Here is a 13,321-nt window from a genome sequence, read left to right on the forward strand (position 1 = left end):
GCTCAAACGCTATGCTGGGCGCATGTTCGTCGGGATGCGATCCTAAGTGCTGCGCTGGCTCTGCCTGCTGGGCGCACTGCTGAGCTTGGCAGTGCCGGCCCAGGAGCTTGCGCTGCGCACGGTCCAGCAGTCCAGCTCGACGGTCAAGTACGACCCCGACGCCGGCCCGCAGAAGCCGGGGCTGTGCGTGGAGATCCTGCACGCCGTCGAGAAGCAGGACCCGGGGCTGCGCTTCACCGGCCTGGAGCAGCAGGTGCCGCTCAAGCGCGTCGAGCGCCTGCTGGCCGACGGCCTCGTCGACGCCTTCTTCTGCCTGCTGAAGTCGCCCGAGCGCGAACAGCAGTGGCGCTATCTGCCGGTGCCGCTGTACCGCATACGCCATGTCGTCGTGCAGCGCACCGACGACCCGCGCGGGGTGGGCAGCCTGGCCGAGCTCGCCATGCTGAGCCGCGCCAAGCCCGTGCTGGTCGTGCGCGGCACCGTGCTGGCGCGCCGCCTGGCGGCGGCCGATGTGGCCATCGCCGAGGTCGGCTCCGAACGCGAGGCGCTGCAGATGCTGGCCCTCGGGCGCGCCGACGCCCTCTACGGCCAGGACATCAACCTGCGGCGCTACATTGCCGAGAGCCGTGTTGCCGACGGGCTCAGGATGGGCCGCAGCGCCTTCCAGGAGGAGGAGCAATACCTCGCCGTGCGCGCCGACCTGCCGGCGGCCCAGGCGGAACGCCTGACCCAGGCCCTGCGCCGGCTTGAGCGCGACGGCACGCTGCGCCAGCTGGCCGACAAATACCGATGACCGCAAAGCCCTTGTACCTGCCACCCGACGGCCGCCCGCGCTGCGCCTGGTGCGCCGCCGCGGCCGGCGACGCGCTCTATCTGCGCTACCACGACGAGGAATGGGGCCGCCCCGTGGCGGACGACTTCCGGCTGTTCGAGAAGCTCTGCCTGGAGGGCTTCCAGAGCGGCCTATCGTGGCGCACCATCCTGAACAAGCGCGAGGCCTTCCGCGCGGCCTTCGCGGGCTTCGACTACAACGAGGTGGCCCGCTTCGGCGAGAAGGACGTGAACCGCCTGCTGGGCGACGCCGGCATCGTGCGCCACCGGGGCAAGATCGAGGCCGCCATCCACAACGCCGGGCGCTGCGTGGAGCTGGTGGCGCAGGAGGGCTCGCTGGCCGCCTACCTGTGGCGCTTCGAGCCGCCGCAGAACTCGGTAGCCCACAACCTGGCGCAGTCGGCCCCCTCCGAGGCCCTGTCCAAGGACCTGAAGAAGCGCGGCTGGAAGTTCGTCGGCCCGACGACGATGCACGCGCTGATGCAGGCCATGGGCCTGATCAACGACCACCAGCCCGGCTGCCATCACTGGGCCGAGGCGCAGCGGGCGCGCGAAGCGTTCAGACGGCTGGGCTAGGAGGCTGTCGGGCTTGGGGCCGGGCCGGCCCCAAGCCCGACAGCCTCCTAGAATCCGCGCCCATGCGCGCCGCCCAACACTTCATCGCCCCCAGCCTCCTGTCCGCCGATTTCGCTCGCCTGGGCGAGGAGGTCCGCAATGTGCTGGCCGCGGGCGCCGACTGGATCCACTTCGACGTGATGGACAACCATTACGTGCCCAACCTGACCTTCGGGCCGATGGTCTGCGAGGCGCTGCGCAAGCACGCGGTCAAGCCCGACGGCAGCCCGGCCGTCATCGACGTGCACCTGATGGTGCAGCCGGTCGACAGCCTGGCCCAGGCCTTCTGCCGCGCCGGCGCCGACATGGTCACCTTCCACCCCGACGCCAGCGCTCATGTGGACCGCACGCTGCAGGTCATCAAGGGCGAGGGCAAGCAGGCCGGCCTGGTCTTCAACCCGGCCACGCCGCTGGACGTGCTGGAGTGGGTCATCGACAAGGTCGACATGGTGCTGCTGATGAGCGTCAACCCGGGCTTCGGCGGCCAGAGCTTCATCCCCAGCGCGCTGAAGAAGCTGCAGAAGGCACGCGAGCTCATCGCCAAGAGCGGCCGCGACATCCGCCTGGAGATCGACGGCGGCGTGAAGGTCGACAACATCCGCGAGATCGCCGCGGCGGGCGCCGACACCTTCGTCGCCGGCTCGGCCATCTTCGGCAAGCCCGACTACAAGGCCGTCATCGACGCAATGCGCGCGGAACTCGCCAAGGCCTGAAGACATGAAGCCCCCACGTTCGCTCCGCTCACTGCCCCCCGAGGGGGCGCGTCATAGCCTTAGTGCGGCCGGGCGGCATTGACATGGCCGCCATCCTGCTCGTCTGCACCGCCAACATCTGCCGCTCGCCGATGGCCGAGGCCATCTTCAAGGCCAGGTTGGGCGACCTGTTCAGGACCATCGCCTCGGCCGGCGTGAACGCCGACCCGCGGGGCGGCCCGGTGGATGCGCGTGCGGCCGCCGCGCTGGCGCGCCACAACTACAGCCTCGACCGCAAATGGCGCTCGCAGCGCGCGGACCCCGAACAGCTGGGCCAGTACGACCTCGTGCTGGCGATGGAGGCCGAGCATGTCGAGGCGCTGCGCAGCAAGGCCGCGGCCGAGCTGCACGCACGCATCCTGATGCTGACCGACTTCGTGCCCGAGCTGGCCGGCCAGGACATCCCCGACCCCTATTTCGGCCCGGCCGCCGGCTTTGATGCCGTCATCGCCATGATCGAACGCGCCGCCGGCAGCCTGCAGATGGCCGCCCGCGAGGGTCGCCTGAAGTTCAACTGATACTAAGTCGCGTTCAAAGATATAGACGTAATCCACTTGAACCCGGTCATTGACTGGGTTCGGACGGGGTTGGCTTCGAGAGCGTTGATGCCGCCGGTCAGTGCGGCCTCGACAGCATCGAGATCGCGCAAGACATGGTTGGCGAAGCAGTCCTCGCGGATTGCTTTCCACAGGTGTTCTGCCGGATTCAGCTCGGGGCTGTAGGGCGGCAAGAACATCAGCCGCATGTTGGACGGCACCGCGAGTTCGCCGGCGATGTGCCAGCCGGCCTGGTCCATCACCATGAAGATGAACTCATCGGCGTGACGCCTGGCCACTTCAGCCAGGAACAGTGACATCGTCTGGGCGTTAACCCACGGCCGCACGAGGCTGTCGAGCACGCCGTCGTGCGGACTCACGGCGCTGAAGGCGTAGATGTACTTGCGCTGCAGTCGCGCGCCGACCACCGGGCGCATGCCTCTTGGCGCCCAGCAGCGCCGCGGTGTGCCCAGCAGCCCGAAGCGCCCCTCGTCCTGGAACATCAGCCGCACGCGGCGGCCTTGCTCAGCCTGGCGCCAGACCTCGCGGCGTACCGCGCGGCGGAGTTTTTTTTAGAGCGGCCTGCGCCTGCACATCAGCCTTCGGGTGCCTGGGGCGCGGCACAAGCTTGCGCCAGCCATGCCGCTCCAGCAACCGGTACACCGTCGAGCGCGCCACCGTCTTGCCGGTGCGCTCCTGGTAGGCCTGCTGGATCTCGGCCACGGTGAGCAGACCGCCGGCCTGGGCGCGCGCGACGAACGGTGCCAACAGTTCCTGCTCCTGCTCTGCGCTGAGGTGCTGGTGGTGCCGGCCGCCGCGCTCCCGCACGTCGAAGAGCGCCTCGCCCTCCTTGGCCCAGCGCGAGTGCATCACGTGCACCGTGGCGGTCGACCAGCCCAGCAACTGCGCGATCTCTGCCGCCGAGCTGCCCAACGTGGCTCTGATCAGCATGCACTGGATGCGCTGGTACTCAGTGCGGCTGCTCGCGCTCTTCAGCCTCTCGGCCAACCGCTCCACGGTCGGCCTGTCGCCCACGATCAGACTCTTCATCCACGACTCCTTGAAGTCCGTGAATCAAGATGATATCTAAATTAATGAATGCAACTTGGTATGAGCCCCTCGTCCAAGGAATACTTGGCCGATCCCCCGAGGGGATGGCGATGCTTGCGGCATCGAGCCGCAAGCACATCGCCAGAGCGGACCGGCTTGGGAACTGAAGTCGGACACAAGCAGTCCCTGCGGACTGCTTGTGCCTACGCAAGGCCATTGGCCTCTGGCCAATGGCAGGCCCGGCGCTCGGCCCGCCAAAGACACGACGGCCGCATCGATCAGACAGCTTTACTGGCGAACTCCGCGACCTCGCGCACGTCCGGCCCGCTGCCGCTGAAGCGGTCCAGCGCCAGGTAGATGACCGGCGTGATGTAGAGCGTCACGGCCTGCGACAGGATCAGGCCGCCCACCACGGCCAGGCCCAGCGGCTGGCGCAGCTCGGCGCCGGCGCCCAGGCCCAGCGCGATCGGCAGCGCGCCCATCAGCGCGGCCAGCGTCGTCATCATGATGGGCCGAAAGCGCAGCACGCAGGCCTCGCGGATGGCCTCGGCCGGCGTCAGGCCCTGGTTGCGCTGCGCGTCCAGCGCGAAGTCGATCATCATGATCGCGTTCTTCTTCACGATGCCGATCAGCATGACGATGCCGATGGTGGCGATGATGGTCAGCTCCATGCCGGCGAGCTGCAGCGTGATCAGCGCACCCACCGCCGCCGAGGGCAGGCCGGCCAGGATGGTGATGGGGTGGATGTAGCTCTCATAGAGCACGCCCAGCAGCACATAGATGACGGCCAGCGCCAGGCCGATCAGCAGCAGCTGGCCGCCCTGGGAGTCGTGGAAGACGGCCGCGTCGCCGCCATAGCTGGTGATGACGCTGGCCGGCAGATGGATCTCGCGCGCATAGCCCTCCAGCGCCTTGGTCGCATCGCCCAGCGGCACTCCTGGGCCGAGGTTGAAGCTGATCGTGATCGCCTGCAGCTGGCCCTGGTGGTTGACGGCCGTGGGGCCGAGGCCGCGCTGCACGGTGGCGAAGGCGGTCAGCGGCACCTGGGCGCCGTTGCGGCCGCGCAGATAGATCTTGCCGAAGGCGTCCTCGCTGGCGCGGTCGGGGTCGCTGGCCTCCATGATGACCTGGTAGGTGTTGCTCTCGGCATAGATGCTGGACACCTGGCGCTCGCCGAAGGCGTCGTAGAGCGCATTGCGCAGGTCGCCCATCTGCACGCCGAGCACGGCCGCGCGCTCGCGGTCGATGACGAGGTTGGCCTGCAGGCCGCGCAGCTGCGAGTCGCTGGTCACGTCGCGAAAGCGCGGGTCCTCGCGCAGCCGGTCCTGCAGCTTGACCGACCAGGAGTTCAGCTCCCCCGCCGACACCGACTGCAGCGTGTACTGGTAGCGGCTCTTGCTCTGCCGGCCACCGAGCTGCAGGTTCTGCACCGGGCGCAGGTAGACGGCGATGCCGGGCACGGCGCGCAGCTTCTGGCGCAGGCCCTCCACCACGGCGGCCATGCCCGGGCGGTCCTTGCGGGGCTTGAGGTTGATGAAGAGGCGGCCGGTGTTGGTCGCATTGCCGCCGCCGCCGATGCCGGCCGACACGCTGGCCACGGCCGGGTCGGCCTGCACGATGGCGGCGACCTTCTCCTGCAGCGCCGTCATCGCGGTGAAGGAGATGTCTTCGGACGCCTCGGTGCTGCCCTGGATCTGGCCGATGTCCTCCTCGGGGAAAAAGCCCTTGGGGATGCTGACGTAGAAGCCTATGGTGGCCGCGAAGCTGAGCACGGCCACGCCCATGACCCACCAGCGGCGGCGCAGCGCAACGTCCAGCGTGCGCGTGTAGGCGCCCAGCACGGCGTTGAAGCCGCGCTCGAAGTGGCGGCCCAGCCAGCCTTCCTCGTGCGCGTCGTGATGCCTGAGCAGGCGGCTGCACAGCATGGGCACGAGGGTCAGCGACACGGCGGCCGAGACCAGGATGGACAGCGACACGACGACCGCAAACTCGTGGAAGAGCAGGCCGATGACGCCGGGCATGAAGAAGATCGGGATCAGCACCGCGCACAGCGAGATCGAGATCGACATGATCGTGAACGCCATCTCGCGCGCGCCGCGTATCGCCGCGTCGAAGGGCGCCATGCCGTCCTCGATGTGGCGGTGGATGTTCTCCAGCATGACGATGGCGTCGTCCACCACCAGGCCCACGGCCAGCGTGATGCCGAGCAGCGAGATGTTGTCCAGGCTGTAGCCGAGCGCGAACAGCAGTGTCAGCGCGCCGATCAGCGAGATCGGCAGCGACAGCGTCGGGATCAGCGTCGCGATGGCGCGGCGCAGGAAGATGAAGATGACCAGCACCACCAGCACGACGGTCAGGCCCAGCGTGAAGTAGACGTCGTGCAGGGACTCGCGGATGGACACCGAGCGGTCGTTCAGCGTGTCCATGTGGATGGAGGCCGGCATCTGCGCGGCGAAGCGCGGCAGCATGGCCTTCACGGCATCGACGACCTTGACGGTGTTGGCGTCCGGCTGGCGCTGGATGGCGAGCACGATGGAACGCTCGCCCTGGAAGCTGCCGAAGCTCTTCACGGTCTCGAAGCTGTCCTGCACGTCGGCCACGTCGCGCAGATAGACCGGCGCGCCGTTGCGCGAGGCCACCACCACGTCGCCGAACTCCTGCGCATTGCGCAGCTGCTTGTTGGCCTGGATAGTCAGCGTCTGGCGCGCGCCGTCCAGCACGCCGACCGGCGTGTTCGCATTGGCGAGGCGGATGGCGTTCTGCAGGTCCTCCAGCGTCAGATTGCGCTGGATCAGTAGCTCGTTCCTGGCCTTGATGCGCACCGCGAAACGCTTCTGGCCGAAGATCATCACCTGGGCCACGCCGTCGATGGTGGACAGGCCCGGCGACAGCAGGTTCTCCGCGTAGTCGTTCAGTTCGGACAGGTTGATGGACGGCGAGGTCAGCGCCACCAGCAGCACCGGCGCGTCGGCCGGGTTGACCTTGCGGTAGCTCGGCGGCGTCGTCATCTCCGCCGGCAGCGCGCGCAAAGACCGGAACAGCGCGGCCTGCACGTCGACGGCGGCGGCGTCGATGTCGCGCGCAGGGTCGAACTCCAGCGTCAGCGAGCTGTTGCCCAGCGTGTTGACCGACGAGATGGTCTGCAGGCCGGCGATGGTCGAGAACTGCTTTTCCAGCTGCAGCGCGACCGAGGAGGCCATGGTGTCCGGCGAGGCGCCGGGCAGCACGGCCTGCACATTGATGATGGGCGTGTTGTAGGAGGGCAGCGCCGCCACCGGAATGCGGCTCCAGGCCGCCAGGCCGCCGATGACCAGCGAGATGTTCAGCAGCACGGTCATCACCGGCCGCCGGATGAAGAGCTCCGTCAGTCTCATGTCTGCCCCTCGTCCGATGAGTACATCGGCCGGCCTTGCAGGCCGCGCGGCGGGCGGAGCTGCTGCTCTTCGGCAGGCATGGCAAGTCCACTGGACTTGCCATGTCCGGCCTCAGCCCCCGAGGGGATGCGGGCCGGCTCGGCGAGCTGGAGTCGGACACAAGCAGTCCCTGCGGACTGCTTGTGCCTACGGAAGGCCATTGGCCTCTGGCCAATGGCGGCCCAGCGCTCGGCCCGCGTCATTGACCCGCCCCGGACGCGGCCACGCCCGCCGGCTTCACGATGGGCGCCTGCAACTTCACCGGCGTGCCGGGGCGCAGGTTCTGCTTGCCGTCCACGACGACCTGCTGGCCCGCTTCCAGGCCCTCGACGACGGCCTGCTCGCCCAGACCGGCGCGCAGCTGCACCGGCAGCAGCCGGGCCGTGTTGTCGGCCGCGACGACGTAGACGAAGCGCTCGCTGCCGCGCAGGATGACGGCCACCTGCGGGATGACGGTGGCGCCCTTCAGCGTCTGCAGCGTCACGCGCACGCGCAGGTACTGGCCGGGCCACAACGCCTGGGCCCTGTTGTCGAACTCGGCCTTGACCTTGATGGTGCCGGTCGTCGTGTCGACGAGGTTGTCGACGACCGTGACATGACCCTTCACGGCCGCGGCGCCGCGCGGCGAGCCGGGCGGCGGCAGGGCCTCGACGTCCAGGCGGCCGTTGCGCGTGGCCTCCAGCAGCGCGCCCAGCTGGGTCTCGGGCAGGCTGAAGGCGATGCTGATCGGGTCCAGCTGCGCGATGTTGACGAGGGGCGCGGCCGTCGCGCTGGCCTGCACCAGGCTGCCGGGGAAGACGCCGACGATGCCGGCACGGCCGTTGATGGGCGCGCGCAGCTCGTTGTAGCCCAGCGCGACCTGGGCGGCCTGCACGACGGCCTCGTCGCTGCGCACCAGGGCCAGACCGGCGTCGAGGTTGGCCTGGGCCGTGTCGACGGCGCTCTGGGCGATGAAGTTCTGCGCCACCAGCTCGCGGGCGCGCCCGAGCTGGCGCTCCAGGTCGGCCTGGGCCGCGCGGTCGCGCGCCAGCTGGGCGCGGGCCTTGTCCAGCGCAGCGCGGTCGGCGCGGTCGTCGAAGCGGAACAGCAGCTCGCCCTTCTTCACCATCTGCCCGTCCTTCACGTGCACCTGGGCGACCGTCGAAGTCGTCTGCGCGCGCAGGTCCACGCTCTGCAGCGCGGTGACGGTACCGCTGGCCTCGACGGCGACGGGCACGTCGGCCTGCAGCACCTTGACGACGCCCACCGTCTGCACCGCGGCGCTGGCCGCCACCGCGGGCGCCGCAGCCCCGTCGCCATCGGCCTTGCGGCCACAGCCGGCCAGAACGACGGTGGCAAGCAGCAGCGCCGGAACGGGAAAGGAAGCAGGAGAAATCGCGCGCATGAGGCTGGTCTACCAAAAGTGAGGGATTGACGGCAAAAGCGGACCAGCTTAATCGCCCGGCTCCGCCCAGACTTCAGTCACCCCTTCCCTGTGCGCCCTCAGCCCTGCAGCGCCCGCGCCAGCCGGGTGCCGGCCACCGCGTTGTGCTTCACCAGCGCGATGTTGGTGGCCAGGCTGCGCCCGCCCGTCAGCGCCTTGATGCGCGCCAGCAGGAAGGGCGTGATGGCCTTGCCCTGGATGCCCTGCGCCTCGGCCTCCGCCAGCGCCTGGGCCGTGATCGCGGCCATCTCCTCGCGTGGCATGGCTGCGGCCGCCGGCACCGGGTTGCTGACGACGACGCCGCCGCCCAGGCCCAGCGCCCATTTGGCGCGGATGAAGCGGGCCTGTTCATCGGCTGTGTCCATGCGGAAGTCGGCCTTCAGGCCGCTGTCGGGCGTGAAGAAGGCGGCGAAGTTGTCCTGGCCGATGGAGAGCACCGGCACGCCGTGGGTCTCCAGGTATTCCAGCGTCAGCGCCAGGTCGAGGATGGACTTGGCGCCCGCGCAGATCACCGCCACCGGCGTGCGCGCGAGTTCCTGCAGGTCGGCCGAGATGTCGAAGCTCGTCTCGGCGCCGCGGTGCACGCCGCCGATGCCGCCGGTGACGAACACCTCGATGCCGGCCAGCTGGGCGCAGATCATCGTCGCGGCCACCGTCGTCGCGCCCAGGCGCCCGGTGGCGACGGCATAGGGCAGGTCGCGCCGGCTGAGCTTCATCGCGTCGGGCGACTGCGCCAGCTGCTGCAGCTCCGCGTCGGTCAGGCCGATGCGGATGCGCCCGCCGATGACGGCGATGGTGGCCGGCACGGCGCCCTCGGCGCGGATGACGCCCTCGACCTCGCGGGCCGTCTCCAGGTTCTGCGGCCAGGGCATGCCGTGGGCAATGATGGTGGACTCCAGCGCAACGACGGGCCAGCCCTCGGCACGGGCCGCGGCCACTTCGGGCGAGAGTTGGATCAGTTCGTTCATCGCGGGCCTATCGGTCTTTCAGGAAGCTGGGGTCGAGTTCGGGGTGGACGCTGTCCTCGGTCTGCAGCGTCAGCGCGGCCAGGTCCAGGCCCAGGCGGGCGGCGGTGGCGAAGTCGCCGCCGTCGCGCAGCAGGGCCGCACAGATGCCGGCCGCCAGCGCGTCGCCGGCGCCGGTCACGTCGACGACGTCGACCTCGGGCGCCGGCCAATGGCGCAGCGGCCGGCCGGCTTCGCTGAGCTGCAACCCCCTGGCGCCCTCGGAAACCAGCACGCGCTCGACGCCGCGCGCATGCAGGGCCGCGAAGGCCGCGGCCCGGTCGGCGGCCACGGTGCCGAGCTCGCCGACGTTCAGGATCAGCAGGTGCAGGCCGGCGAGCTGCTCGGGCAGGCGCTCCATCTTGGCCTCGGACACCGCGACGCCGACGAGGCGGCCACCGCCGGCCCGGGCCTCGGCGAGCAGCAACGGCCAGGCGTCGGGCGGCAGGTTGCCGTCGGCCACGACCAGGGCCGCCGCGGCACGCAGGGCCTTGCTGGCCTCCAGCGCCCAGGGGCTGAGGCTCTCGACCAGCGGCATGGCCGCCAGGCCCAGCACCAGGTTGCCGTCAGGCGCGAGCACGGCCGTGTAGCTGTCGCTGGCGTGGCGGCGCAGCCGGATGACGGCGCGCGTGTCGATGCCGACCTGGGCCGCCTGCTCCAGCAGCAGGCGGCCGCCGGCGTCGTCGCCGACGACGGCGATCAGCGCCACCGGCAGGCCCAGGCGGGCGAGGTTCTCGGCCACGTTGCGCACGACGCCGCCGGGCGTCTCGTGCGACTCGCAGGGGTTGGAGGAGGCCGGCAGCGCATGCGCCAGCAGGCGCAGCTTGCGATCGATATTGAGGCCGCCAATGCAGACGATGGGGGCGGCAGAAGGGTTCATCGCACGATTCTAGAAAGCCGTGCTAAGTTCCGCCCCGGCGCGGCGCCACGCCGCCCACGTCGCTCGGACGGTTCCGGGCGCTCACGTGAACACTGCAATGACCTCTTCTTCCGCTTCCGGCGGCAAGCGCCGTTTCGCGCGCATCGACCGCCTCCCGCCCTACGTCTTCAACATCACCGCAGAGCTCAAGCTCGCGGCCCGACGGCGTGGCGAGGACATCATCGACATGAGCATGGGCAACCCCGACGGGGCCACGCCGGCCCACATCGTCGCCAAGCTCAACGAAGTCTCGCAACGGCCCGACACCCACGGTTACTCGGCCAGCAAGGGCATCCCGCGGCTGCGCCGCGCGATCTCGCACTGGTACCAGCGCCGCTACGGCGTCGACATCAACCCCGACACCGAGGCCATCGTCACCATCGGCTCCAAGGAAGGCCTGGCCCACCTGATGCTGGCCACGCTGGACCGCGGCGACACCGTGCTGGTGCCCGACCCCAGCTACCCCATCCACATCTACGGCGCCGTCATCGCCGGCGCCGACATCCGCGCGATCCCGGTCAGCAGCGAGGTGGACTTCTTCGCCGAGCTGGAGCGAACCATCCGCGGCAGCTACCCCAAGCCCAAGATGATGGTCTTCGGCTTCCCGTCCAACCCGACGGCGCAGTGCGTGGATATCGGCTTCTTCGAGCGCGTCGTGGCCCTGGCCAAGAAGCACGACATCCTCGTGGTGCACGACCTGGCCTATGCCGACATCGTCTTCGATGGCTATGTCGCGCCATCCATCATGCAGGTGCCCGGCGCCAAGGACATGGCAGTCGAGTTCTTCACGCTGAGCAAGAGCTACAACATGGCCGGCTGGCGCGTCGGCTTCATGGTGGGCAATGCCGACCTCGTCGCGGCGCTGGCCCGCATCAAGAGCTATCACGACTACGGCAGCTTCACGCCGCTGCAGGTCGCGGCCATTGCCGCGCTGGAGGGCGACCAGCAATGCGTGAAGGACATCGCCGCCAGCTACCAGCGCCGCCGCGACGTGCTCCACAAGGGCCTCACCGAGGCCGGCTGGGCGGTGGACTGCCCCAAGGCCAGCATGTACATCTGGGCGCGCATCCCCGAGCCCTACCGCGAGCTGGGCTCGCTGGAGTTCGCGCGCCAGCTGCTGGAGAAGGCCAAGGTCTGCGTGTCGCCCGGCATCGGCTTCGGCGACCACGGCGACGGCCATGTGCGCTTCGCGCTGATCGAGAACGAGGCGCGCATCCGCCAGGCGGTGCGCGGCATCAAGGCCATGTTCAAGGCCGATGGACTGCTGAAACCATGACGACTCCGCAAGCGCCACAGGCCTGCATCCTCGACCTCGACGGCACCCTCGTCGACACCCTGGGCGACTTCGTCGCCGTGCTCGGCTTCGTGCTGGCCGACCTCGGCCTGCCGGGCGTCACGCGGGGCTTCGTCGAGCACACCATCGGCCGCGGCAGCGAGCACCTCGTGCGCACGACGCTGGCCGAGGTCGGCGCCGACGCAGCGCTGTTCGACCACGCCTGGCAGCTCTACCAGCAGCACTACGCGGCCGTGAACGGCGAGCACGCCGCCGTCTACCCCGGCGTCGTCGAGGGGCTGGAGGCGTTGCGCGCGCGCGGCCTGCCGCTGGCCGTGCTGACCAACAAGCCCGGCGAACCGGCGCGCGAGCTGCTCAGGCGCAAGGGGCTGGACGGCTATTTCGGCCAGGTCTTCGGCGGCGACGCGTTCGAGCGCAAAAAGCCCGACCCGCTGCCGCTGCTCAAGACCTGTGCTGCTTTAGGCACGGCGCCAGCGGCGACCTGGATGGTGGGCGACTCACGCAACGACGCCGAGGCCGCGCACGCGGCCGGCTGCCCGCTGGTACTGGTGAGCTATGGCTACAACCAAGGCGAGGACATCCGCGCCGTGGCGGCACTGCAGCATCTGGACCGGCTGGACCAGTTGCGCCTCCTCGACTGAAGCGCGCGTCAGCGGCGCGCCTTCTTCAGGCCGAGCAGGGCTTCCTTGAGGCTCTCGTCGGCGGGCTTGTCGCCCAGCCAGATGCGCAGCAGCGCCGAGAAGAACTCGGGCTCCTTGATGGGCTCGCTCAGCAGCGGCTTGCCGTTGAGCTGCAGCGTCGAGCCGACGCCGGGCACGAAGTCGACCGAGAAGTTGTCGCCGGCCACCAGGGCCTTGCGGCTGGCGAAGACCTCGCTGAGCTTGAGCACGCCGTTGATGGACTTGACGAACTCCTCGCGCGGCGCGTTGGCCTCCATGCCCTTGGTGAAGAGCTTGCCGAGCTCGTTGCCGTCGACCTCGCGCAGCATCTGGATGTGGATGCGCTTGGGGCCGTGGGCGGCCAGCACCTCCGCCGTCGTGCCGGCCTTGCTGCTCAGGTAGAGCCCCGCCGTGTAGACCTTGATGACGAACTTGTAGCGGATGCCGACGCCATTCAACTGCAGCTTCTGGCCGGCCAGGTCCAGCGCCGTCTCGTACTTCACATTGGCCACTTCGACCGTGTCCGCCCAGGCTGCAGCGCTCCCCAGGCTGCCCGCGGCCAGCAGGGCCGCGACAAAAAATGCGCGCATGTCTCGCTCCGTTGTCGTGCCGCGATGGCGGCATCTTCGTGTGCCGAAGTATGGCCCGACACGCCAAAAACCCGGCTGATACACTGGCCCGATCATGTTCATCACGCGGAAGTACATCACGGGGTCGAGCGACCGGGGAGCCTGGCCCTGGCGTCGCTGGTTCACTGCCGATTGATGCTGCTTGGCGCGCACTGACGCGCTCTTCCTCGCGTTGCCCGTTCTCCACCGGGCTGCA

Annotated in this window: 13 protein-coding genes; 6 read left to right on the plus strand and 7 right to left on the minus strand. The window is 69.4% G+C overall.

Annotation, left to right across the window (positions count from 1 at the left end; genetic code table 11):
- Nucleotides 1-46 precede the first annotated feature (46 nt).
- The 4 genes from EV671_RS11750 to EV671_RS11765 all read left to right on the plus strand — a co-directional run bounded on the left by EV671_RS11750 (nucleotide 47) and on the right by EV671_RS11765 (nucleotide 2,716).
- Nucleotides 47-793 carry a substrate-binding periplasmic protein gene (locus tag EV671_RS11750; RefSeq protein ID WP_132571506.1) on the plus strand — a complete coding sequence of 249 codons (747 nt, stop codon included), beginning with the start codon at nucleotides 47-49 and terminating at the stop codon, nucleotides 791-793.
- Nucleotides 790-1,407 carry a DNA-3-methyladenine glycosylase I gene (locus tag EV671_RS11755; protein WP_132571507.1) on the plus strand — a complete coding sequence of 206 codons (618 nt, stop codon included), beginning with the start codon at nucleotides 790-792 and terminating at the stop codon, nucleotides 1,405-1,407. Before EV671_RS11750 ends, EV671_RS11755 begins: the two co-directional genes overlap by 4 nt.
- Nucleotides 1,408-1,469: 62 nt before the next feature.
- Nucleotides 1,470-2,159: a ribulose-phosphate 3-epimerase gene (rpe, locus tag EV671_RS11760; RefSeq protein ID WP_132571508.1), complete on the plus strand. Its 690-nt coding sequence runs from the start codon at nucleotides 1,470-1,472 to the stop codon at nucleotides 2,157-2,159.
- A gap of 83 nt (nucleotides 2,160-2,242) precedes the next feature.
- Nucleotides 2,243-2,716: a low molecular weight protein-tyrosine-phosphatase gene (locus EV671_RS11765; RefSeq protein ID WP_132571509.1), complete on the plus strand. Its 474-nt coding sequence runs from the start codon at nucleotides 2,243-2,245 to the stop codon at nucleotides 2,714-2,716.
- Between the two features lie 2 nt (nucleotides 2,717-2,718).
- On the opposite strand, the gene EV671_RS27395 is transcribed toward EV671_RS11765, so the two are convergent.
- From EV671_RS27395 to EV671_RS11795, 6 genes are all read right to left on the minus strand, one after another.
- Entirely contained in the window at nucleotides 2,719-3,237 is a 519-nt protein-coding gene (locus tag EV671_RS27395) for an IS630 family transposase (RefSeq protein WP_243655696.1), read from the minus strand.
- A gap of 22 nt (nucleotides 3,238-3,259) precedes the next feature.
- Nucleotides 3,260-3,784 (minus strand): winged helix-turn-helix domain-containing protein, encoded by a 525-nt coding sequence (locus tag EV671_RS11775; RefSeq protein WP_132571510.1) that lies wholly within the window; start codon nucleotides 3,782-3,784, stop codon nucleotides 3,260-3,262.
- Nucleotides 3,785-4,062: 278 nt separating this feature from the next.
- A complete protein-coding gene (locus EV671_RS11780) occupies nucleotides 4,063-7,158 on the minus strand; it encodes an efflux RND transporter permease subunit (RefSeq protein ID WP_132571511.1) in 3,096 nt (1,031 codons plus the stop codon).
- A gap of 238 nt (nucleotides 7,159-7,396) precedes the next feature.
- Nucleotides 7,397-8,581: an efflux RND transporter periplasmic adaptor subunit gene (locus tag EV671_RS11785; protein ID WP_132571512.1), complete on the minus strand. Its 1,185-nt coding sequence runs from the start codon at nucleotides 8,579-8,581 to the stop codon at nucleotides 7,397-7,399.
- Between the two features lie 98 nt (nucleotides 8,582-8,679).
- Nucleotides 8,680-9,588, minus strand: coding sequence for a pseudouridine-5'-phosphate glycosidase (locus EV671_RS11790; RefSeq protein ID WP_132571513.1), 909 nt, complete (start codon nucleotides 9,586-9,588; stop codon nucleotides 8,680-8,682).
- Nucleotides 9,589-9,595: 7 nt separating this feature from the next.
- Nucleotides 9,596-10,504: a carbohydrate kinase family protein gene (locus tag EV671_RS11795; RefSeq protein ID WP_132571514.1), complete on the minus strand. Its 909-nt coding sequence runs from the start codon at nucleotides 10,502-10,504 to the stop codon at nucleotides 9,596-9,598.
- Between the two features lie 97 nt (nucleotides 10,505-10,601).
- On the opposite strand from EV671_RS11795, the gene alaC reads away from it, so the two are divergent.
- Nucleotides 10,602-11,819 (plus strand): alanine transaminase, encoded by a 1,218-nt coding sequence (gene alaC, locus EV671_RS11800; RefSeq protein ID WP_132571515.1) that lies wholly within the window; start codon nucleotides 10,602-10,604, stop codon nucleotides 11,817-11,819.
- The gene (gene gph / locus EV671_RS11805; RefSeq protein WP_132571516.1) at nucleotides 11,816-12,478 is read left to right on the plus strand and encodes a phosphoglycolate phosphatase; all 663 of its coding nucleotides are present in this window, start codon (nucleotides 11,816-11,818) and stop codon (nucleotides 12,476-12,478) included. The genes alaC and gph overlap by 4 nt, the downstream gene beginning before the upstream one ends.
- 8 nt (nucleotides 12,479-12,486) lie before the next feature.
- On the opposite strand, the gene EV671_RS11810 is transcribed toward gph, so the two are convergent.
- A complete protein-coding gene (locus EV671_RS11810) occupies nucleotides 12,487-13,086 on the minus strand; it encodes a chalcone isomerase family protein (protein WP_132571517.1) in 600 nt (199 codons plus the stop codon).
- Nucleotides 13,087-13,321 lie beyond the last annotated feature (235 nt).

The organism is Roseateles saccharophilus (assembly GCF_004342485.1).
In the GTDB taxonomy this organism is placed as follows: Bacteria; Pseudomonadota; Gammaproteobacteria; order Burkholderiales; family Burkholderiaceae_C; genus Pelomonas; species Pelomonas saccharophila.